This is a genomic window from Ruegeria sp. YKSF57 (assembly GCF_059612585.1).
On sequence record NZ_JBXWQW010000025.1, the window covers coordinates 38,684 to 60,799 of the forward strand.

The following is a 22,116-nucleotide window of genomic DNA, read 5'->3' on the forward strand; positions in this document are numbered from 1 at the left end:
CTTAGAAATTGACGATCGTCTGGATGACGATGGCGTTGGCGATATCCACGAAGAAGGCGGATACAAGGGGGAGCACGATAAAGGCAAGAGGTGACGGGCCATATTGCTTGGTCACGGCGGTCATATTGGCAATCGCGGTGGGAGTGGCCCCCAGCGAGAACCCGGCAAAGCCCGAGGCGAGCACCGCCGCCATATAGCTGCGCCCCATGATGACGAAGAGGCCAAATATGACGAAAGCGATGGTAAATGCGGTCTGGGCCAGCATGATGGTGGCGATGGCGAGGCCCTGTCCCGCAATGGTCCAGAGTTGCAGGCTCATCAGCGACATGGCCAGGAACGCACCAAGCGAGAATTCCGAGATCAGGCCAAGGGCAGCCGTCCGGGTGACCGGGGGTGCGTCTGGAAACAGCGCGGTACGCAGGTTTCCCACGACGATGGCCATGATCAGGCAAGGCACGAAAAGCGGCAGCATGACGCCTGCGGCCTGAACAGCCTGATGCGCGAAGAAACCAAGGACGATGGAGATGTTGAGATGCAGCAAAACCCGCATGATTGCGTGGTGGTCGATTCTGCCATGGCTGCCCCCCTCGTCGGATACGCCGATGGTCAGTTCCTGATCGGGGTCGGAGGAGGTCAGACTGTTTTTCTCGACTAGGTATTTTGCCACCGGGCCGCCAACGATGGCGGCCAGAACGAGCCCCAGCGTGGCGACGGCGACGCCCAGTTCGGTCGCGCCCTGAAAACCGGTCAGGTCGGCCACCTGTGGTGCCCATGCGATGGCGGTGCCATGCCCGCCGATCAGCGAGGCCGAGCCGAACAGCACGCCCGCCCGGGCGGGAAAACCGAAAAGCCACGCCCCGGCGACGCCGATCAGGTTCTGCGCGATCATGCAGATGAGGGTGATGATCAGCAGAAAAAGCAGTGGTTTGCCCCCGGCCACCAGATCGGAAAACCGCGCATTCAGGCCGATCCCGGCAAAGAACAGCACCAGCAGAAAATCGCGCGGGCGCAGATCGAACCCGAGCTCGATCCCCGACACAAGATAGAGCGCCAGCAAAAGGGCGGAGGCCAGCAGGCCGCCGGTCACCGGTTCCGGGATGTTGTAGCGTCGCAGAACGGCCAAGCGCGCGTTGATGGCGGCCCCGCTCAGATAGACCGCAAAACCAAGGGTGACGGTGATGAAGGCCGGTATGTCCATGCGCGCCGTCTATCCTTCGGGCCGCGGCGGGCATTCTTCGCCCACCACCGTGCCGTCATAGGCCTTTTGCCCACAATTGTTGAGAACATGCCAGACATAGCCCTGTCCGGTTTCGGTGATGGCCACGATGCGGTCGACGCCGAAATGGATGTTCTTGGCCCCGAGATAGGCGCGCGCGGTGCCGTCTTTCAACGCCACGCCGATCTCTACCGCGTCGAAACAGTCGAACCAGCCCGGCGCGGTCAGGGGTTCGGCGGCGTCCACGGCGGCATATTTCGTCGAGAGGTCCTCGAGGCTGAGATTTGTCCGGAAACAGGCGCGGTAGCGGATCGGAGAGCTGTCAGCGTCGATCGCGCTGAAATCCGTATACTCGATCGCCACGGGAGTTCCGTCGGCACTGGCCAGCAGTTCCACGTCCTGACCCGGACGGGCGGCCACGTCGTAGTAGAACCCGTAGACCTGCAGATAATACATCGCCGCACCCGCCGCGACACAGCACGCCAGAAGGATCGCAACCAGTATCTTTCCCGTCATAGTCGGACTCCTTGGGTCAGGCCGCCCCTTTCAGGGCAGTCAAAAATCGGTCAGGTTTGGACCGGCGGCAGATAAGAGGGGAGCGCCGGACATGGATACCAGTTTTGCCGTCGGATTTTTCGGTGCGCTTTTTGCCATCATGAACCCGGTCACCAACCTGCCGGTTTTCCTGAGTGTGACCAGTGGCGCCTCGGTGGCGGATCAGCGCAAGATCGCGCTGAAAACGGCGCTGTATTGCATCATTCTGGGCGCGGGCTTTGCCGCCGTTGGGGCGCAGGTGCTGAAGCTGTTCGGGATCAGCGTCGATGATTTCCGTGTCGCGGGCGGTCTGGTGGTTCTTTATATCGCGTTCAACATGCTGCACGGAAGCGAAACCAGTTCGCACCACGGCACAAAAGGGGAAAAACAGGACTATCCCGACGCCGAGACGGTGGCCTTTTATCCGCTGGCCTTTCCCATTCTGGTCGGTCCCGGCACCATCACCACGCTGATCATCTATGCCCACAAGATCACGGGCACCGCGCATCTGATCGGATATGTCGCAGTCTTTCTGTTGGTTGTGGCCTTGCTGGCGGTGACGTTCTGGAATGCGGCGGCACTGTCGCAACGCCTGTCCACCACCGCCCGTGTGATCATGAGCCGGTTCATGGGGATGATCCTTGCCGCCATCGCGATAGGCATGATCACCGACGGGCTCAAGGCGTTGCTGCCGGGACTGGCCTGAGTGAACCAACCCCATCAGGCCGCCTGCCCGCCCGCCTCCGTCTGCACGAAGGCATCGGCGCATTGTTTGGCCAGGGCACGCACCCGGCCAATATAGGCCTGGCGTTCCGTGACCGAGATCACCCCGCGCGCGTCGAGCAGGTTGAAGATGTGGCTGGCCTTGATGCACTGGTCGTACGCGGGGTGCGCCATCACGATGCGCTTGCCGGTTTTGGGATCGTCATGGTCCTGCGCGAGGATCGCGGCGCATTCGGCCTCGGCCTCTTGGAAATGCCTGAGCAGCACCTCGGTGTTGGCCACGTCGAAGTTCCAGCGGGCGTATTCCTCTTCGGTCTGTTTGAAGATGTCGCCATAGCTGAGCGGGCTGGGCGCGTCGGGGTCATTGAAGGGCATGTCCATCACGTGGTCGATGCCCAGCACGTACATCGCCAGACGTTCCAGACCATAAGTCAGCTCGCCCGAGACCGGAGTGCAGTCATGGCCGCCGACCTGCTGGAAATAGGTGAACTGGCTGACCTCCATGCCGTCGCACCAGACCTCCCATCCCAGGCCCCATGCGCCCAGCGTGGGGCTTTCCCAGTCATCTTCGACAAAACGGATGTCGTGCAGGCCCATGTCGATTCCGATGGCTTCCAGAGAACCGAGATAGAGCTCTTGCAGGTTTGGCGGGCTGGGTTTGATCAGCACCTGATACTGATAGTAATGCTGCAAACGGTTCGGGTTTTCGCCATAGCGCCCGTCAGTAGGGCGGCGGGATGGCTGCACGTAGGCAGCAGCCCAGGGTTTGGACCCCAAAGCGCGCAGAGTGGTGGCCGGATGGAAGGTACCGGCGCCGACCTCCATGTCATAGGGTTGCAGGATGGCGCATCCCTTTGACGCCCAATAGGATTGCAGACGCAGGATGATCTCCTGAAAAGAGCGCGGCGCGTTGGGCTTGTCGGTCATGGCGGTCCTTCTGGGTGCGTCCACCCGGTTCCAATGGGTTTTGCCTTTCCTATGCAAGGGGTCGGGGGGCGTCAACGGCCCTTTGTCGCCCGACCCGGCCCGTGCTGTCGCCCGACCGCCACACCCGGGCGATCAGTGGCGGCAGGCATGGCATTTGATGGAAAATCCTGCATAAGCTTTGACAACGATAAGCCCACGGAACACGGGACAACAAATGATACGAGCATTCGCGACTTTGGTCGTTTTTATTTTCTTTGGATTGGGCGCTGCGGTGGCGCAGCAAGGCCAGGACGACGCGGTCTGGGTTCAGATCGAAGCGCTGCCATCCCTGCGCGAGGCGCAGGATCGCGCACAGGTTTACACGGACTATCTGGCCGACGTGAACGGGTTCCAGCTGCGTCAGGGCTGGTACGCGATCGTGCTTGGGCCTTATACCCGGTCCGATGCCGAACAGGTGCTGCGCGTCTATCGCATCGAAGGGCAAATCCCGCAGGACAGTTTCATCGCCCTGCCCGGCGCATTGGACCAGCAGTTCTGGCCGATTGGCGCCTCTGCACAGGCACCTGCCACGCAAACCGCGCCTGTGGAAAGCCCGGAACAGACACAGACAGCGGTGCAGTCCCTAAGCGATCTGCCGGATGAAACCGTGGCCGAAGCGCGCCAGAGCGAGCGGCTTTTGACCGCGGAAGAGCGCAAGGGTTTGCAGATCGCCCTGCAGGCCGCCGGGTTCTACAACTCGGCGATTGACGGGGCTTTTGGGGCCGGGACACGCCGCTCGATGGCGGACTGGCAATATGGCAACGGGTTTCAGGAAACCGGCGTTCTGACCACGAAGCAGCGCAAGATCCTGATGGACGACTATAATGCGCCGCTGATCAGCGTGGGGATGAAGCGCCATGCCGACCGCGATGCCGGGATCGAGATGGACCTGCCGTTGGAGGCGGTTGCATTTTCCCGCTATGAGGCGCCGTTTGCGCATTTCGATAGCGCCTCGGATCTGGGGGTGCGGGTTCTGCTGATCAGCCAGCAGGGCGATCAGGCGACACTGCGCGGCCTATACGATGTCATGCAGTCGCTGGAGATCGTGCCGCTGGACGGCCCGCGCGAGTTCAGCCGCGACAGCTTTACGCTGGAGGGGCGCGGCAAGGGGATCGTCAGCTATACCCAGGCCGGGTTGCAGGATGGACAGATCAAGGGCTTTACTCTGGTCTGGCCTGACGGGGATGACGCCCGTCGCGCGCGGGTTCTGGCAAGCATGAAGGCCAGTTTCACCCGACTGGGCGGAGTGCTTGCGGACAGCGCGGGCGTAGATGACGGGCAAAGCATCGACCTGATGGCCGGTCTCAACATCCGCAAGCCCCGGCTGTCGCGGTCGGGCTTTTTCGTCGATGCCAGCGGCACGGTCGCCACGGTGAGCGAAGTGACCGAGGGCTGCGCCCGGATCACCCTGAACGACGATCATGTCGCCGAAGTCATCGGCGGCGATACAAGTCTTGGCGTGGCCCTGCTGCGCCCGACCGAGACGCTTGCACCGATGTCGGTGGCACAGTTCGTGACCGCCACGCCGCGCCTGCAATCCGAGGTTGCGGTGGCGGGCTTTTCCTATGAGGGCGCGTTGGGCTCGCCCACGCTGACCTATGGCAAGCTGGCCGATATCCGGGGGCTTGATGGCAACGCTAAAACGTCCCGGCTGGAGCTTGAGGCGCAAAGTGGCGATGCCGGAGGGCCGGTATTCGACCAGACCGGCGCGGTTCTGGGCATGCTGCTGCCCGATCCCAAGACCGGGCAGACGCTGCCGGTCGATGTCAGCCTGGCGGCAGCGTCCGCAGCGCTGGAAACCGCGCTGGCCGACAAGGGGCTGAGCCCGCAAGCGGCGAGCGGTGCAGAGAGCGTCACGCCGAACGAGTTGCTGCGTCGGGCGCTGGGAATGACGGTTCTGGTCAGCTGCTGGGACTGATACACTTGTTTCGAAACGCAAAAGCCCGCAGCCTTGCACGCTGCGGGCTTTTTCAGTTTGTCTGCGTGGATCAGGCGATATCCGGGGTCACACGGATCAGGGTTGGCCCGTTGGCCCTGAACGCGGTACGCACCGCCGTTTGCATCTCGTCCAATGTTTGGGGGGCGGCCGCAGCAGCGCCAAAGGCTTCGGCCAGTTTGCAGAAATCAGGGTTGCGGGCGATGACCGCATTTGGCGCGATCTGACTCCGCACCATGCTGTCCTCGATCTCTTTCAGTTTGCCGTTGTCCCACAGGATGATCGGCAGCGGCAGGCCGAGTTCGACCGCCACGCCCAATTCCTGCATCGTATAATGAAACCCGTAGTCGCCGGCGATCACCGCCGTCGGCTTGCCGCGCCGACCGACCGCGCCGCCGATCCCGGCAGGCAGGGCATAACCCAATGTGCCAAACCCTGTGGGGTGGTGCCAGTGATAGGGATAGGGCATGTCCCACACTTCCTTGGCCACATAGGCAAACTGGGTCATGTCGGAATAGATCATCGTTTCCGCCGGCATGGCGGCCTTGAGCGCATCCGCGACACGAACGATGCCCGGGCGTTCGGCGTCAACCTCGGCCCGCCAGCGCGCCTTTGTCTCGGCTACCTCTTGGGCGTTCCAACCGGTTGCCGTTTTCAGGGTCTCGGATTCGGACCAGAGCGCGCGGGTGAAGCTTTCGCCATCTGCCTGCAGCTTGACCGCCGCGCGGTGGCCGTCGGCCAGGACTTCGGTGTCGATATCGACGCGGATCAGCGGTGCCTTGTGGCCCAGATCGGTGCGCCACAGGTCGACCTCGGCAAGTTCGGTGCCGACCGCCACCACCAGATCGGCGGATGCGATCACCTCGGCGCTGCCCGGGCGGGCCAGCGTCGCGCCGAAATCGAGCGCATATCCCACCCCCGCCAACCCACGTCCGGCATATGTGGTGAAGCAGGCCGCACCCAGCTGTGTCAGGATCTGCCGCCACAGGTTCGATTTCGTCCCGCCACCCAGAATGAACAGGGGTCGCCGCGCGGTGTTCAGCATGGAAATGACTGGGGCGACATCGGGCTTGAGCGCCTTGGTGCGCAGCGCGGGCTGGAACGGGAACGGCGCGGGTTCGGCATCACCCTGCAGCTGGGCGATCGGCACCTGAATGTGCTTGGGCCGCGGGCGATTGATCTCGAACTCTTCAAAGGCGCGTTCGATCAGGCCATAGGCGGCCTGGGGAGAGTTGGCGCAATGGGACCAGTCGCAAACCGTGGCCGCCGCCGCCTCTTGATCCTTCATCTGGTGCAGTTGCCCGCGACGTGCCGAAACCTCGTCAAGGCAGGAGGAGATCACCAGCATCGGAACCGAATCCGAATACCCCTGCCCCATCGGCGTCATGATGTTGCACAGGCCCGGCCCGGTGATCACGTAAGCCACCCCCGGTCTGCCCGTCGCCCGCGCATAGCCGTCGGCCATGAACCCCGCGCCCTGTTCGTGGCGGGTCAGGATATGGGTGATGCCGGCCTCTTCGATGCCCCGGTACATTTCCTGATTATGAACACCGGGAATGCCAAAGATGACATCAACCCCACGATCCCTGAGCATGTGCGATATCTGCGCGCCGAGTGGCCTTTTCATCAGTTTCTCCAGAATTTGCGGGTGAAGATCACATAAACGGCCAGAAGTTCCAGCCGCCCGATCAGCATCCCGGCGGACAACATCCATTTCGCGGTGTCGTTCAGCCCCGCGAAATTGCCCGAGGGGCCGATTTGCGGACCGAGGCCGGGGCCGATATTGGCCAGTGCGGCGGCGGCACCGGACACAGCAGTGATGAAGTCGAGCCCGGTCAGTGCCAGCCCCCAGGACAGGATTCCCATCGACACCACGAAGAACACGAAAAAGCTCATGACCGAGCTGAGAACATCGGGGCCGACGGGGCGTCCATCATATCGGGGGGTGAATATACCGTGGGGCGACCGGGTACGCTGAATCTGGGTCTTGATCGAGGCGAACAGCAACTGATAGCGGAATATCTTGATCGAACAGGCGGTTGATCCGGCACAGCCGCCGATCAGACCGATGAAGAAAAAGACGGCAATCAGGAAACTGCCCCAGTTCATGTAATCGACGCTGGCATATCCCGTTCCCGAAATGATCGAGGTGATGTTGAACAGCGCCTCGCGGAAGGCCTGTTCGATGTGACGGGGGAAGATGTTAGTCAGGACAATGGTGGTGATGATGACAAGAACGGCAATGGTCGCCAGAAAGGCCCGGATCTGGCTGTCGCGCCAAAGGGGTTGAGCGGAACCGTTCACCAGTTGGACGTAGCGGACAAAGGGAAGCGCCGCGACGATCATGAAGATCGATGCCGCGTATTCCGCCGGACCCGAGAAGGTACCGAACGACGCGTCGTAGTTGGAAAACCCTCCGGTGGCAATCGTTGTCATCGCGTGCACCAGCGCATCAAAAAAGCTCATCCCCAAAGTGGTGTAGACCAGGGCGCAAATGGCCGTCAGAGCAATGTAGATATAGGCAATCTGCCCCGCGATCTCTTGCGCGCGCGGCAAGATTTTCCCCATGGTTTCAAATCCTTCCGAGCGGAAGATCTGCATGCCGCCCACGCGCAGTTCGGGCAGGAACACCATTGCCACGACGATGATCCCGATCCCGCCAAGCCACTGCAGGATACCGCGCCACAAAAGAATTCCGCGCGGCAAATCATCAAGACCGGCGACTACCGTCGAGCCGGTTGTGGTGAGACCCGACATCGCCTCGAAGAACGCGTCCACGAAACGCAGTTCAGTGGCCCCGAGCATCAGTGGCAGCGCACCGAAGAACGGCAGGGCGACCCAGACGGTTGTTGTGACCAGAAATGTCTGCCGGATCGTCAGACCCTCGCGCACGCCGTTGGCGCAGCTGAGCGCCAGCACGGTGCCCGAAAGCAGTGTGATGACCCCGCTTTCGAGAAACACATGCCACTCACCGCGCCCCTCGATCAGGTCGGCAAGCATCGGAAACAGCATGGTCGCGCCAAGAATGGCGACCAGAAGGCCGATCACGTATCCGACAGGGCGTAGGTCAATCATGACGCGCAGCGTTGGCGCGTCATTCCGGCACTGTCAAGGCAAAGGCCGCTGTCTAGCCGTCGGTTTTGGGCTTTGGTCCCGGCATTGTCGGCGGTCGTGATGGTTTCCGCGTTCTGCGGGGCGATGCCTTTGACGCGGGCTTTTTGGTAGAGGCCGAACGAACCGGTGGAGATTTGGGCGGTGAAGTCACGGGCGCCACGGGTTTGGTCGTTACGTCCGCCCTGTTGGCCTCTGACGCCTTGGGGCTTTTACCCGGAAGCGTCGGCTTGCCATCTGTACCGGCATTCGCTGTGTCATCCCGTGAAGGCCGTGGTTCCGGTGTCGTTGCCACGGGATTCTTATCTGCGACCATCGTTTCCGGAACTGTTTTGGCCTCTTTCTGAACCGGTTTCTGCACTTGCCCAGTCGGCTGATCGGGTGTTGCGGGTTTTACGCTAGTTTCAGGCGCCACCGCTGCCTGCGCGCCGCCTTCCTGAGCCTTTTGGGCCGAAGCGTGCTCTGGTTTCGGTGCTTGCGTTGGCGCTGTTGTCTTGGGGACGACTTCGGAAACTTTCCGTGTTTTCTGTGTGTTGATCGGCGCGGCTTGTTTTGTCCGGAACGTCGGTTTGGCTTCGGTACTATAGGTTTTGGCAGTTGCCTTTGGCTCTGGTTGAACATCGCGTTCTGTGCGAGCCTGGCAAGATGGTACCGAAGAGGCGGCCTGAAGCGCGCGCACTTGCGCCATTGGTGCATCAAGGGCCGAGCGTGTCATGATCTGCATGATCCGCAGATTGTTTGTCAGAACATAGCCCGCCAAGCGCATCGCGGCGGCCTGATATTCGAACGGTTGGGAAATCGGATTCATTGAAGAGTGTCTCCTATAAGAAAAAGCAAGCAGGAGCAGGTGAAGAAAGAGAATCAGGCCACTGGTTAACAGGTATCTGGCGGTGACGCGCCTTGCCAACAAAGGTATTGTACATCAAAGGCCTAGTCCGCTTTTGACCAACCCGCCGACAGGGGCGGCAGTTGCTTACGGGATGACCTTAGGTCAATTTCTTCCGCATGCGCAGCATTAATTGCCGCGACGCAGCGTAACTGGTGAAACTCAGCGGAAAATCACCGGTTGCCCGCTATGCGGACAATCGGGGTCAGCCGACGTGGAAGAGAGTGTTGAACAGCTTGGGGTCGAGGCTGGATGCGGCAAAGGTCGAGCCTTCGGTCAGGATCGAGACCGCGTCATGACTGTGCAGGCTTTCCTGATGGCTGGCGATCACCCGAAAATCACCGATATGGTGGTCGGCCTGCAGTTCGGCGCAAAAAAGGCGAGCGGCATCCTCGACAAAAATCGGGTTGGCGGCGTTCAGCTCGGCAAAAGCTTGTTCGTCCTCACGCTTGACCATGACCTGCGTCTCGGTCGGCACCGCACGACGGCACAGCCCAATCAGATCCTCGAACCACAGGCAATCGGCGTCCGGGTCCACCACCGCCGAAATCCGCGCCACCGAGCGCTGCGAATGCGGCGTGGCCAGTTGCCCGCGCATCGCACGCGCGTGTTCACTGAGTTCCAGCGAACAGGGGCAGGTCGAGGAATAGACATAATCCAGATGGATGATCTTTTGCCGCACGCCGCCCTGTTCGACCAATTCCAGCGCGATGTCGTAATACTGGTAACCCGACAGGCCCGAACGCAGGCTTTCGATCCGGTCGGGATAGGAAAACCGCATCTGGATACGGGCATCGAAGCTGTCCAGATCGGTCATGTAGTCGCTCAGAGCCGCCTCGATCACCTCGAAACTGAAGGTACGCTCGGCATGCTTGTAGAAGGACCGCATGATCCGGGACATGTTGATGCCCTTTTTCTCGGCCTCAAGGCTGACGGTGCCGGTCACCGAAGTTTCCAGCGTCAGATCCTCGCCATGCTTGCGGTGAAAGCGAATCGGCAGGCGGAAATTCGAGATGCCCACATGCTGAATCTGTTGTTTCGCGCCCCGGATCAGGCTGGCCGGCCCGTTCTGTAGATCGGGCAGCGTCGCCTTGTAGGCGTCGTCGACCGCGAATTCCTCGGGGTAGTCACGCGACAGCGCCGGATAGTTCACCGGCACCAGACCGGGCACCAGACGGGCAACCGCCGGGTCCAGCTGGCTGATCTCGGCCGCGTTGGCGGTTTTCACCCATTTCCGCAACAGTGCCAGCGCTTCGGCGGCCTGTTCACGATTGGGGTTCTCGTCAATGTCGCGAGGGTGGATGTTCATCGGCGCGTTTCCTGGTCAGGTCGTCAAGTATATAGACGACTTTCCCACAAGTTCCAATCTAGTGCTTTCCCGCTGATCTACCAAGATCCGCACCGGAAATCGTGCAAAAACCGCCTCTTCGCAACTGAAACCGTCCTGCGAACAGGATTCAGCCGGAATCCCAGGTCAGGATCGTCAGCAATTCCGACAAGCGGCGCGAGCGTGATTTGTGGTGCGCGGTGATCGCCACGTAAGGGCGCGGCATCGCCAGGGCCGGTCCCGGGCAGCGCAGGACCTGCCCTGCTTTCAGAGCCACGCCGATTATTCGTTCGGGCAAAAGCGCAACCCCTGCCCCCGCCACGACCAGTGCCAGCGCGGCAGGGACAGAGGGCGCAGAGATGCCCGCCTGCGCCCCGGTTGACAGGCCAGCCGCGGAAAACCAGGCAGACCAGCCCGGAACTGACCCGATGGTGCTGCCCCAGTTGACCGTCACGCGGCGGCTGGTGGCCGGGTCGCATGCCGTGCGCGCCACCGGAATCAAATGATCGTAGAATAGCGGTGTGATCTTATAGTCCGGCAACTCGCCACCATAGCTCAGCCGGGCATCGATCCCATGCTGATCCAGATCGACCTCCTCGGCCTCGACCCGCAAGGCGACGGGCACATCCGGGCGCTGCGTGGCAAACCGGACGAGCCGTGACGGCAACCACAATTCCGCCAAGGCCGGGGTGGCGCTGATTGTGAGTGGCCGCCGGGGATCGCTTTCGGTCAGGGCTTCGGTGAAGCGCGAAATGTCGGTCAGGGCCGAGGCGGCGTTTGCATAATAGTCCCGTCCGGCATCCGTCAGCCGAATCTGGTTCGCCTTGCGGGCAAACAATTGTCGGCCCAGCCAGTCTTCGAGGTTCCTGACCTGCAGGCTGACGGCTGCGGGGGTTACGCCAAGCTCGTTGCCCGCAGCGGCAAAGCTGCCGGTCCGTGCGGCGCATTCAAAGGCCCTGAGTGCGTTCAACGGGGGGAGTTTCACGATATGCCTACATAAAATCTAATGCTGACCAAGATATTTTATAGTGACTAAGCAAGCAAGGCCAAGGCAATCTGGCACGAAATCACCGGAGACCGAACATGCGCGACGTCCTGGATCTGGACCGCTTTCCCATCGATCAACCCGATAGCCCGGCCTGGCAACGGCTGGTGGACCGCTGCCGCGCAGATCTTGCCGCGAACGGTATGTTCAACCTTGACGGCCTGATGCGACCGGAGATTGCCGCGCAGGCAGTCGATGCGATGACCCCGCGTTTTGCCAGCGAAGCCTTTCTGCACGAGCGGATGCACAACATCTATTTCAAGCCAATCGAGGATCTGCCCGAGGGTCATCCCGCGTTGCGGCAATTCAAGACTTCGAACCGCACGCTTTGCGCCGATCAGATCGGGGGCTCACCCCTGTTGCGCCTTTATGAATGGCCGGAGTTCGCCCTGTTCCTGGCCGCGACGATGGACAAGCCCGAGCTGCATGTGATGGACGATCCGTTGGCGCGGGTGAACGTGATGTCCTATGGCGAGGGTCAGGCGCTCAACTGGCATTTCGATCGCTCGGAGTTCACCACCACTTTGCTGTTGCAGGCCCCAAAGGCGGGTGGCGGGTTTGAATACCGCACCGACCTGCGCAGCGAGGGCGACCCCAACTATGATGGCGTCGCGCGGCTGTTGCGGGGGGAAGACCCGGACAGCAAGGAGATTTCTCTGAGTCCCGGAACACTGAACGTATTCAAGGGCAAGAACACCGCCCATCGCGTGACGCCGGTGCGCGGAGACAGGGAACGGATCATCGCGGTCTTTTCGTATTATGAACGCCCAGGCGTGACTTTTACCGAAACCGAGCGCGCCGGTTTTTACGGGCGGGTGGGCTGAACCGTCGGCGTGATCACGCGTGTTCTTGCCGAAACGCGAGTTGTAGGCATACTTGGTTCCTGCCCCTGATTGACCGGAGGAGCCGTGCAACGTCGCCTGACCACCATCGTCGCCGCCGATCTGGCGGGGTTTTCGCGGCTGATATCCGCGGACGAAGAAGGCACGCTGACGCGGCTGCGCAACCTGTTCGACAGGATCATCCTGCCTGGACTGTCAGCCGGTGGCGGACGACTGATCAAGACCATGGGTGACGGTCTTTTGGCCGAATTTCCGTCGCCTGTCTCTGCGGTTCGTACCATGATGGACATGCTGGGCCAGCTTGCCGCGCATGAGGCCGACCAACCCGACGAGAAACGCATGCGGTTTCGGGTCGGAATCAATCTGGGCGATGTGGTGAGCGACGGGGACGATATTCTGGGCGATGGCGTCAACATTGCCGCCCGTCTGGAAAGCCTTGCACCGCCCGGTGGTCTTTGCATTTCCCGAAGCGTTCATGACCAAGTGCGCGGCAAGATCGAAGCGGAACTGACGGCGCTTGGCCCGCAAACCGTCAAGAACATTCCCGAACCGGTCGAAGTCTGGCGGGTAGAGAACACTGGGAGCGCACCAGCCGCGAAGGCCGCCACTACACGGCCTTCGATCGCTGTCCTACCCTTCGACAACATGTCCACGGATCCCGATCAGGAGTTCCTGGCCGACGGTATCGTCGAGGATGTGATCACCGAACTCAGCCGCTTCCGTTCGCTTTTCGTCATCGCCCGCAACTCGACCTTCGCCTACAAGGGCACCCATAAGGATGTGCGCAAAATCGCACGGGAACTGGATGTGCGATACGTGGTCGAAGGGTCGGTTCGGCGTGCGGGCAATCGCCTGCGGATCACGGCGCAGCTGATCGAAGCCGAAACCGGCATTCACGTCTGGGCCGACCGATTTGAACGGACGATGGAAGACCTGTTCGATCTGCAAGATGAGATTTCAGCCATGATCGTTTCGACCGTCGATGTTCAGGTGCGTCAGGCGGAAGTGTCGCGATCAGCGCGAAGACCGCCCTCCAGCCTGGACAGTTGGACCAACTACCAGCGTGGTATGAACCTGTTCTATCAATCCACCCGTACCGGCAACATCGAAGCGCGCAAATTTCTGGAACGGGCGCTGGACGACGACCCGGATTTTGCGCTGGCCTGCGCGGGACTGGCATTGGTCTGCATCACCGATATCGCCATGGGGTTCTCCGAAGAACCGGAAGCCACACTGGAACGTGGAATTCGACTGGCCCGGGACGCGCTCACGTTGGACGAACAGGACGCAATAGCGCATCTGGCGCTCGGTCGTCTGCTCAGCATGTCCGGGCAACCCGACCTGGCCGTTGCCTCGCTGGAGCGGGCGATCGAACTGAACCCGAACCTGGCCTTTGCCCATTACAACCTGGGTCAGGCGTTGAATGCCATGGGTCGGGCGTCTGAGGCGTTGCCGTATGTCGAGGCGGCTCTGCGCCTGAACCCGCAGGACCCTTTCGTCTGGATGCCGCTGATGCTGAAAACCGTTTGTCTTATCCAGATGGCAAGACCCGAAGACGCAATAGTCGCCGCAAGAATGGCGGTTCGAGCCAATACCAAGGTTCATTGGACACATTTCGCCCAGACAGTCGCGTACGCAGCCGCTGGTCGGGCAGACGAGGCGGCGCGCGCTGCGCAAGAATTGATCCGGGTGCGGCCGAGCTATTCCATCACCGAGTTCCGAGCGATGCTGCCCAGTTTCAACACAGGTTTGCTGGAGCTGATGTCCGGCTATCTTCGCCAGGCCGGAATCCCGGAATCACCCGATCAAGAACCGGGGGCTGGCGAGACCTGATCCAAGGCCAAACAGGTCCCGTGCGCGAACCGCGAAAATTCTGTCACCGTGACCCGCCCGCTATTGCGCAGCGTCGAGCGCCTGTTGCAGATCCGCCAGCAAATCGTCGGCGTCCTCCAACCCAACCGAAAAACGGATCAGGCCGGGGGTGATGCCCAACTCGTCGCGCTGCGCGTCGCTCAACCTCTGGTGTGTCGTTGTCGCCGGGTGGGTGGCAATGGATTTGGCGTCGCCCAGATTGTTCGAGATCACCGGGATGGTCAACGCGTTGAGGAACCGGAACGCCGCAGCCTTGCCGCCCTTGATGTCGAGCGAGAGGACGGTGCCGCCCTTGCCGCCCAACTGGCTTTGGACCAGTGCGTTTTGCGCGTGGGTTTTCAGGCCAGGATAAAGCGTCCGTTCCAGCGCCGGGTGCCCTTCCAGCGCCTCGGCCAGTTTCTGCGCAGTCTCGGCCTGTGCGTTCACCCGCAGCGCCATGGTCTCCAGCCCCTTGAGCATGATCCACGCATTGAACGGGCTGAGCGCTCCACCGGTATGTTTCAGATAAGGTTCGACCGTGCCGCGTATGAACTCGCGGGTGCCGATGATCACACCGCCCAGCGCCCGCCCCTGCCCGTCGATGTGCTTGGTCGCGGAATAGATGACGACATCCGCGCCCTGCTCGATGGCGCGGGAATATACCGGGGTCGAGAATACGTTGTCGACGATCACGACCGCACCGGCCGCATGAGCCAGTTCGGCCACGCCGGCGATATCGATCACCTCGAGCGTCGGGTTCGACATGGATTCGAAAAACACCGCCTTGGTGTCAGGACGGATCGCCGCTTTCCACTGTTCCAGATCGGTGCCGTCTACAAAGCTGACCTCGACACCGAAGCGGGTCAGAATATTCTCGACGATATAGAGACACGACCCAAAGAGCGCCTTGGCCGAAACTATGTGATCCCCGGCCTTCAGCATCGAAGTCAGCGCACCGTTGACCGCAGCCATGCCCGAGGCGGTGGCAAAGGCATCCTCAGCCCCTTCCAGCGCCGCGATGCGCTGTTCGAACATCGACACTGTAGGGTTGCCGTAGCGGGCATAGATGAACTCGTCAGGTCCGCATTCGATGAACCGGGCCTCGGCCTGTTCGGCGTTCTCATAAACGAAGCCTTGTGTGAGGAAGATCGCCTCGCTCACTTCGTTGTACTGACTGCGGCGAATACCGCCATGCACGGCTTGGGTGCGTTTGTTCCAGCTCTCGCTCATCTCATTCCTTTCAGCCTCGGGCAGAGGCAAACAAAAAACCCCAGACGCGGCCAAGCGAAAGGGGTCTTTCATCCTGACCTTTTAGCGGTGTTGTTTAGCGTGGCCCGCAATCCGGTAACAAATCGCCACGTTGTTCGATGCGATGCCATAACGCTTGATCTGCCCATGCGTCAAGTCCGATGCGGATTGCGCTCACGGTTCCGTCACCTGTTCTTTTGCCACTTGCCGTTCTTCGGCAAAAGCTCATGATCCTCCCGTTAACCCGGAGGAGACGGATGGCGGACCCGATCGAGCTATACTACTGGCCCACGCCCAACGGCTGGAAAATCTCCATCGCGCTGGAAGAGATGGGACTGCCATACAATGTCAACCTGATCGACATCCGCGCGGGCGGCCAGTTCGACCCTGAATTTCTAAAAATCGCGCCCAACAACCGGATGCCCGCGATCACCGATCCGGATGGGCCGGATGGCGCACCGGTGTCGATCTTTGAAAGCGGTGCAATCCTGATGTACCTGGCGCGCAAGACCGAGCGATTCTATGGAAGGACACAGCGTGACCGGATCGCGGTCGAGGAATGGCTGATGTGGCAGATGGGCGGCGTTGGCCCGATGGCGGGTCAGGCGCATCACTTCCTGAAATACGCCCCCTATCTCGATCCGCCGCAGGACCTGCCCTATGCCAAGGACCGCTACCGAGCCGAGGTCGCGCGGCTTTATGGCGTGCTGGACCGGCGTCTGGCCAGGAATGAATTCGTGGCGGGCGATTTCTATTCCATCGCCGACATGTCCATCTGGGGCTGGGCGAGCCTGTGGGAAGGTCAACAGCAGACGTTGGAAGACAAGCCCCACTTTGCCCGTTGGCTGGAAACCGTGGGCGCGCGGCCCGCTGTGCAGGCGGGCCGGGACTTGCATATCGAATTGCGCACCGATCATCGCGACAAGCAGGCGCAAAGTGTTCTGTTCAGGCGATAGCCCGCCCACCCCACGCCTTTGCGAGTAGCGATCACCTACGCGATCTGACACAATTCGGTCATGCTGTTGCGTTTCGTGATTCCCTTGCTGGTCTTTGGTCAAGTAGCCCCGGCGGCGGAGCCGATGTCCGCCGAGGAATTCGACGCCTATACCCGCGGCAAGACGCTGTTTTATGGCTTTGACGGCGTGGCTTACGGGGTCGAGGAGTATTTGCCCAATCGCCGCGTCATCTGGTCCTTTCTTGATGGCAATTGCAAGGAAGGCATCTGGTACGAACAGGGCCGCCAGATCTGTTTCGTTTACGAAGACCGCCTGGACCCGCAATGTTGGGAATTCTCTCAATCCTCCGGCGGCCTGATCGCCCGGTTCGAAGGCGATCCCGAGGCGACCGAACTGTATGAAGCCGAGGATATCGGCGAGGAAATGATCTGTTACGGGCCGGATGTCGGGGTTTGACGCGCCTTGTCAAGTTGCGCGCAAGTCGTCGTAGCTGATCATTACATGCTCGCGATAGGCAGGCCGCAACGTCAGATCGCGATAGTAGCGCTTTAGATTTGGTAAATCAGCGCGGTCAATTTCAATATCGTAGTAGCGGTAAAGGACATGGCCGAACTGGATATCCGCCAGTGTCAGGGATTCGCCGCCGAGAAACGCGTTGCTGGCCAACTGATGTTCGGCGATGACCAGTTTCTTTTCGACGGTTCGGACAGCGGTCTGAATGGCGTCCGGGTCTCGGTCGTTCCTGTTCGTGCGTACGACGCGCCAGAAAACAGGAACGGTAAACGCCATCGCGACGTTGATTTTGGCCCATTCGGCCCATTGGTCGATGGTCGCTCTGCGCAACGGGTCACTGGGCCAGAAGGTCTCGTTCCCGTATTTGGCGGCAAGATAACGGAGGATCGCTCCGGTTTCCCAGATCGGCATACCTTCGCCATCCTTCAGTACCGGGATGGTGCGGTTTGGATTCAGTGCAGTGAAACTGTCGGCGTCGAGGCCGCCGAACCGGTGCCCGAGATCATGGCGTTCAAAAGTAAGGCCAAGTTCGCCCACACACCACATCAGGGCCTGCACGTTCGAAGAAGTCCTGCGGCCCCAGATCGTCAACATCAGACTAGAACAAGCTGCCCTGATCGGGCGCGTCCGGCTTGGGTTTTCGCGCCGACGTTTTGACAGGCGACGCTCCGGTTGTAATGCGGCCATCCGCAAATTCGATTTCCAGAACGCTGTGCCGTGCGGCCTCGGCCTGGGTTGTGACCACGTCCCCATCGGCGCGTACGACCGCATATCCGCGCCCGAGCGTGGCCTTGTAGCTAAGGGTTTCGCGTAGCCGGTCAGTGGCGTCGAGCGTTTGGCGCAACCGATCGATGCGGGTTTTCTGCGCCGTGTTCAGGCGGTCGGACAAGCGAGTCAGGTCATCGCGGCGGCTTTTGAGTTCGCGTTCGATGGGGCGCAGCGACAGGCGCGATGCAAGGTTGTGCCACCGGTCACGGCGTGACGAGACGAAATTGCGCAGCGTGGATGGCCGCAGGTGCGCCGACATGTCCAGCAGCTTGACGCGCCGGTTCTGCACCCCCCGTATCAGGGCATTGGGCAGGCGTTCCGACACCTGATCCAGCCGCTGGCGGGGGGTGTCCAGTAACGTATCCGCACGCGGTAGTGCGCGCGACAGGTCCCGCAGCCTTTGAGCGCGGCGCTGTACCCCGTCCGTTGTCGCCCGCGACAGGCGGGCGCCCTGCTCGCCAGTCCAGGCCAAAAGCTCCATCCGCACGGGAACGGCCAATTCGGCGGCTGCGGTGGGGGTCGGCGCGCGGCGATCCGAAACATAGTCGATCAGGGTGGTGTCGGTTTCATGCCCAACCGCCGAGATCAGCGGGATGTCCGACGCAGCGGCGGCGCGGGCGACGATCTCCTCGTTGAAGCCCCAAAGGTCTTCGATCGATCCACCACCACGAGCCACAATGATAAGATCGGGCCGAGGCAACGCGCCGCCGGGCCCCAGTTGGTTGAACCCCTTGATGGCGCGGGCAACCTCGGGGGCGCAGTTGGCCCCTTGTACGGCGACCGGCCAAATCAGCACCTTGCGCGGAAACCGATCCCGCAGCCGGTGCAGAATGTCGCGGATCACCGCCCCCTGCGGCGAAGTGATCACCCCGATGATGTTCGGCAGATAGGGCAGCGGCTTCTTGCGCTCGGGTGCGAACAGCCCTTCGGATTCAAGGGTTTTCTTGCGCTTTTCCAAAAGTGCCATCAGCGCACCCTGGCCCGCGACGGCGACCTCGTCGACGTTGAGGTTGTATTTCGACTGGGCGCCAAAGGCGGTCAGGCGGCCGGTCACGACAACCTCGAGACCCTCTTCGGGGACCACCGAAAGGCTGGCGACCTGACCCTTCCATGTGGTGCAGGCCAGTACGTTGCGGTCGTCCTTGATGTCGTAATAAAGATGTCCCGAGCGGGCCTGAAATACGCGCCCGACCTCGCCCCGTACCCGGATGCGGCCAAAGCTGCTTTCCAGCGCGCGCTTCACCTCGCCTGAGATCTCGGAGACGGTGAATTCGGGCATGTTTTGGCCCGGTTGGGGGTCGTCGAGAAGGTCCATGTCAGTGTCCTGATTTGCCTGTCGGGCCAGATTAGACGGGTCGGCGGAGAAGGCCAAGCGGATCCCGAGACAGAGGCGTTTTGACCGTTTTGTACTAGGGCACGGAGGGGGATTGACCGTTTTGTACGTCGGTTGCTGGCGGCGATGGTGGCGATATCGGAAGGATCGGAGGTGGGCAGACTGCCCACCCTACGGGGCCTGTCCTCTGGGGTTATTGGGTGTAGCGCATCAGGTCGCTGGCACGGTCGCGGCCAAGTTCGATCCGGCAGGAGTTGATCCCGATGCCGGTCCCCGAGCCACCGCCGAAGGTTGCGCCGACATATGCGCAATGGGCATCGCGATAGCTCGCCCAGGCGTCTTGCGAGGCGGTCAGTGCCGGGGTGGCGACCTTGCGGCCGGTCACATCGTCTAGCTCTTGCGCGGCGGCCATGGCGAAGCCGAGATAGAGCTCGACACTCGCATCGACCCGGTCCAGCGTGTCCGCCACGCAGGCGCCGGTCTCGACCTGGCTGCCGCCGCCGCATTCAGTGGCGGGATCGGCAGAGGCGAAAGATGAAAGAAAATATACCAGAACGATCGGTGCGGCGAGTTTCTGCATGGTGGGTCCTCTATGTGTGCCTGGGTCCAGGTTAGCGGGTTAAGGGCCTGCTGTCTTGGGGTCATGGGGCGACGATGGACACCGGGGAAACAGGAGAGGTGCGGTGGGCAGGCTGCCCACCCTGCGGGTGCTCATCTCCGGGATCGTGTGACGTTGCCGCCGTCTTTGGCGCTGGCGCGTCCCGAGCGGGCGGGTGTGCGCTTCGGTCCGGGTTGTTTCGCACGAAGGTTCGCCCTAGAAGGCGCGGGACAGGGTCAGGCAGAGCGGAGCGCGTCTTATGAACATCCTCATTCTTGGCAGCGGCGGGCGCGAACATGCGCTGGCCTGGGCGGTGATGCAAAACCCCAAATGCGACAAGCTGATCGTGGCGCCCGGCAATGCGGGGATCGCGAAGATCGCCGATTGTGCCACGCTGGACATCATGGATGGCGGTGCGGTGGTGAGCTTTGCCGAGGAGAACGCCATCGATTTCGTCATAGTGGGTCCCGAGGCACCGCTGGCCGTGGGTGTTGCCGACCGGCTGCGCGAGGCGGGCATTCTGGTCTTTGGCCCTTCCGAGGCGGCGGCGCGGCTGGAGGCGTCGAAAAGCTTTACCAAGGAGATCTGCGATGCGGCGGGCGCGCCCACCGCAGCCTATGCCCGGTTCACGCAGGTTGAACCTGCCGTTGCCTATATCCACCAGCAGGGCGCGCCGATCGTGGTCAAGGCCGACGGGCTGGCCGCCGGCAAGGGCGTGATCGTGGCGATGGATGAGGACACGGCTGTCGCGGCGGTCGAGGACATGCTGGGCGGCGCCTTTGGCGGTGCCGGCGCCGAAGTGGTGATCGAAGAGTTCATGGAGGGCGAGGAAGCCTCGCTCTTTGTGCTGTGCGACGGCGCCGACATCCTGTCCATCGGCACCGCGCAGGATCACAAGCGCGTGGGCGACGGTGATACCGGCCCGAACACCGGCGGCATGGGTGCATATTCCCCTGCTCCGGTCCTGAGTGCCGAGGTCGAGGCCCGTGCGATGGAAGAGATCGTGCGCCCGACCATGGCCGAAATGGCCCGCCGGGGCATGCCGTTTCAGGGTATTCTCTATGCCGGTTTGATGATCAAGGACGGCCAGCCGAAACTGGTGGAATACAACGTCCGCTTTGGCGACCCGGAATGCCAGGTGCTGATGATGCGGCTGGGGGCGCAGGCGATGGACCTGATGCACGCGGCCGCCGAGGGACGATTGGCCCAGGCTCGGGTGAACTGGGGCGACGATCACGCGCTCACCATCGTGTTGGCGGCCGAAGGCTATCCGGGTTCTTACGAGAAAGGCACGGTGATCCGAGGGTTGGAGGATCTGCCCGAAGACAGCATGAACATGGTTTTTCACGCCGGAACGACCGAAAAGGATGGCGCCGTTACGGCAACCGGGGGTCGTGTGTTGAACGTGACCGCGCGCGGGTCGTCGCTGCAGGAAGCCCGCGACCGTGCTTATGCCATGGCAGGGGCGATTGACTGGCCCGAAGGGTTTTATCGACGCGATATCGGCTGGCGGGCGCTCTGAGCCGCCAGCGGCAGGCTCGCGCGCCCTGACGTCGTATCAAAGATGCGCCATAGGCCTTGGGCCTAGCGGTCAGGGTTGATTTCCAACCCGGTATTCTTCTGGAACAAAGAAGGTGAAATCGCGATCCGCCACCGATATGTGGCAATCGTGGCAGTAAGCCACAGCGGCACTGCGGTCACCCGTGGTGTCGCCAAACAGCGATCCATCCGGCATCACCATGACATATCTCCAGTCCCCTGTCGCAGGGCTTTCGCCTTTGGGTAGTTTTTCCATGACGAACAGCGCACCGGGGAAAATGCGGTCTTCGGTGGTGACGGTCATGCTGTCTTTAGCCAGAACCGACCCGGCAGGCAGCGCCTCACCGCTTTTCAGCGTCCCGTAGTCGCCCGCGATCTCGTTGGCGTAGCTGTTTACAAACCGTTGTCCATGTGTCGCGGACACGAAGGGTGCGTCATTGTATTTGGGCCACCTCTGATAGTTCTCGATAATGTCGAGTCGCGAAGCGCCGTATCCCATTTCCATGCGCTTCATGAGGCCCAGATAAACCTGTTCCGCCTCGTCCTTGGACAGCTCTGCCGGGTTTTCGATTGCGAGATGGGCATCCTGACTTTCAGACTGCGCAATGGCAGTAGAAATCGCCAACCCGGAAATCAGGCAGATCGAACTGAAACTTACATATGGATGTCTGGCGCTTTTTTTCATTCTGACGATCCAACCAAGCAAAAGGTAACATAAGCCACT

General features: G+C 61.4%; 20 protein-coding genes and 1 riboswitch. Of the genes, 7 read left to right on the forward strand and 13 right to left on the reverse strand.

All coding sequences use genetic code 11. The features are described from left to right. Position 1: 1 nt before the first annotated feature. Both gltS and AC2FLX_RS12210 read right to left on the reverse strand, forming a co-directional pair. Entirely contained in the window at positions 2–1,198 is a 1,197-nt protein-coding gene (gltS, locus tag AC2FLX_RS12205; RefSeq protein WP_496809739.1) for a sodium/glutamate symporter, read from the reverse strand. A gap of 9 nt (positions 1,199–1,207) precedes the next feature. Then, positions 1,208–1,732, reverse strand: a complete 525-nt coding sequence (locus tag AC2FLX_RS12210; RefSeq protein WP_496806932.1) for a DUF6446 family protein — start codon at positions 1,730–1,732, stop codon at positions 1,208–1,210. A gap of 91 nt (positions 1,733–1,823) precedes the next feature. On the opposite strand from AC2FLX_RS12210, the gene AC2FLX_RS12215 reads away from it, so the two are divergent. Continuing rightward, the gene (locus tag AC2FLX_RS12215; protein ID WP_496744698.1) at positions 1,824–2,456 is read left to right on the forward strand and encodes a MarC family protein; all 633 of its coding nucleotides are present in this window, start codon (positions 1,824–1,826) and stop codon (positions 2,454–2,456) included. Positions 2,457–2,470: 14 nt separating this feature from the next. Here AC2FLX_RS12215 and AC2FLX_RS12220 read toward each other — a convergent pair whose 3' ends face one another. Further along, entirely contained in the window at positions 2,471–3,400 is a 930-nt protein-coding gene (locus tag AC2FLX_RS12220) for a glycine--tRNA ligase subunit alpha (protein WP_480748222.1), read from the reverse strand. Positions 3,401–3,614: 214 nt separating this feature from the next. Here AC2FLX_RS12220 and AC2FLX_RS12225 point away from each other — a divergent pair, with 214 nt between their 5' ends. Then, positions 3,615–5,357, forward strand: coding sequence for a serine protease (locus tag AC2FLX_RS12225; RefSeq protein WP_496809740.1), 1,743 nt, complete (start codon positions 3,615–3,617; stop codon positions 5,355–5,357). Between the two features lie 70 nt (positions 5,358–5,427). On the opposite strand, the gene AC2FLX_RS12230 is transcribed toward AC2FLX_RS12225, so the two are convergent. The 5 genes from AC2FLX_RS12230 to AC2FLX_RS12250 form a co-directional block, all read right to left on the reverse strand. After that, entirely contained in the window at positions 5,428–7,002 is a 1,575-nt protein-coding gene (locus AC2FLX_RS12230; RefSeq protein WP_496809741.1) for a 5-guanidino-2-oxopentanoate decarboxylase, read from the reverse strand. Next, entirely contained in the window at positions 7,002–8,450 is a 1,449-nt protein-coding gene (locus AC2FLX_RS12235; protein ID WP_496809742.1) for a TrkH family potassium uptake protein, read from the reverse strand. Before AC2FLX_RS12235 ends, AC2FLX_RS12230 begins: the two co-directional genes overlap by 1 nt. A gap of 52 nt (positions 8,451–8,502) precedes the next feature. Continuing rightward, positions 8,503–9,294 carry a hypothetical protein gene (locus AC2FLX_RS12240; protein ID WP_496809743.1) on the reverse strand — a complete coding sequence of 264 codons (792 nt, stop codon included), beginning with the start codon at positions 9,292–9,294 and terminating at the stop codon, positions 8,503–8,505. A gap of 283 nt (positions 9,295–9,577) precedes the next feature. Further along, positions 9,578–10,681, reverse strand: coding sequence for a GTP cyclohydrolase FolE2 (gene folE2 / locus AC2FLX_RS12245; RefSeq protein WP_496744707.1), 1,104 nt, complete (start codon positions 10,679–10,681; stop codon positions 9,578–9,580). A gap of 148 nt (positions 10,682–10,829) precedes the next feature. Continuing rightward, on the reverse strand, positions 10,830–11,684 hold the full coding sequence (locus tag AC2FLX_RS12250) for a LysR family transcriptional regulator (protein ID WP_496809744.1): 855 nt from the start codon (positions 11,682–11,684) through the stop codon (positions 10,830–10,832). Positions 11,685–11,782: 98 nt separating this feature from the next. Here AC2FLX_RS12250 and AC2FLX_RS12255 point away from each other — a divergent pair, with 98 nt between their 5' ends. Beyond that, complete coding sequence (locus AC2FLX_RS12255; protein WP_496809745.1) at positions 11,783–12,568, forward strand: HalD/BesD family halogenase; 786 nt, start codon at positions 11,783–11,785, stop codon at positions 12,566–12,568. An 84-nt stretch (positions 12,569–12,652) separates the two neighbouring features. Next, the gene (locus AC2FLX_RS12260; protein WP_496809746.1) at positions 12,653–14,419 is read left to right on the forward strand and encodes an adenylate/guanylate cyclase domain-containing protein; all 1,767 of its coding nucleotides are present in this window, start codon (positions 12,653–12,655) and stop codon (positions 14,417–14,419) included. Positions 14,420–14,479: 60 nt separating this feature from the next. On the opposite strand, the gene metZ is transcribed toward AC2FLX_RS12260, so the two are convergent. After that, positions 14,480–15,667, reverse strand: coding sequence for an O-succinylhomoserine sulfhydrylase (gene metZ / locus AC2FLX_RS12265; protein ID WP_496809747.1), 1,188 nt, complete (start codon positions 15,665–15,667; stop codon positions 14,480–14,482). Between the two features lie 61 nt (positions 15,668–15,728). Continuing rightward, a riboswitch (SAM riboswitch) is annotated at positions 15,729–15,806 on the reverse strand. A 136-nt stretch (positions 15,807–15,942) separates the two neighbouring features. On the opposite strand from metZ, the gene AC2FLX_RS12270 reads away from it, so the two are divergent. Next, entirely contained in the window at positions 15,943–16,641 is a 699-nt protein-coding gene (locus AC2FLX_RS12270) for a glutathione S-transferase N-terminal domain-containing protein (protein WP_496809748.1), read from the forward strand. A gap of 60 nt (positions 16,642–16,701) precedes the next feature. Continuing rightward, positions 16,702–17,097 carry a hypothetical protein gene (locus AC2FLX_RS12275; protein ID WP_480748212.1) on the forward strand — a complete coding sequence of 132 codons (396 nt, stop codon included), beginning with the start codon at positions 16,702–16,704 and terminating at the stop codon, positions 17,095–17,097. 9 nt (positions 17,098–17,106) lie between these two features. Here the strand turns inward: AC2FLX_RS12275 and AC2FLX_RS12280 are convergent, their stop codons facing one another. The 3 genes from AC2FLX_RS12280 to AC2FLX_RS12290 all read right to left on the reverse strand — a co-directional run bounded on the left by AC2FLX_RS12280 (position 17,107) and on the right by AC2FLX_RS12290 (position 19,835). Continuing rightward, positions 17,107–17,748, reverse strand: a complete 642-nt coding sequence (locus tag AC2FLX_RS12280) for a glutathione S-transferase family protein (RefSeq protein ID WP_480748211.1) — start codon at positions 17,746–17,748, stop codon at positions 17,107–17,109. Between the two features lie 4 nt (positions 17,749–17,752). Then, on the reverse strand, positions 17,753–19,237 hold the full coding sequence (gene xseA, locus AC2FLX_RS12285) for an exodeoxyribonuclease VII large subunit (RefSeq protein WP_496809749.1): 1,485 nt from the start codon (positions 19,235–19,237) through the stop codon (positions 17,753–17,755). A 211-nt stretch (positions 19,238–19,448) separates the two neighbouring features. Then, on the reverse strand, positions 19,449–19,835 hold the full coding sequence (locus tag AC2FLX_RS12290) for a lysozyme inhibitor LprI family protein (RefSeq protein ID WP_480748209.1): 387 nt from the start codon (positions 19,833–19,835) through the stop codon (positions 19,449–19,451). 277 nt (positions 19,836–20,112) lie between these two features. Here AC2FLX_RS12290 and purD point away from each other — a divergent pair, with 277 nt between their 5' ends. Next, positions 20,113–21,375, forward strand: coding sequence for a phosphoribosylamine--glycine ligase (gene purD, locus AC2FLX_RS12295; protein WP_496744722.1), 1,263 nt, complete (start codon positions 20,113–20,115; stop codon positions 21,373–21,375). Positions 21,376–21,444: 69 nt separating this feature from the next. Here purD and AC2FLX_RS12300 read toward each other — a convergent pair whose 3' ends face one another. Further along, positions 21,445–22,077 carry a cytochrome P460 family protein gene (locus AC2FLX_RS12300; protein WP_496809750.1) on the reverse strand — a complete coding sequence of 211 codons (633 nt, stop codon included), beginning with the start codon at positions 22,075–22,077 and terminating at the stop codon, positions 21,445–21,447. Positions 22,078–22,116 lie beyond the last annotated feature (39 nt).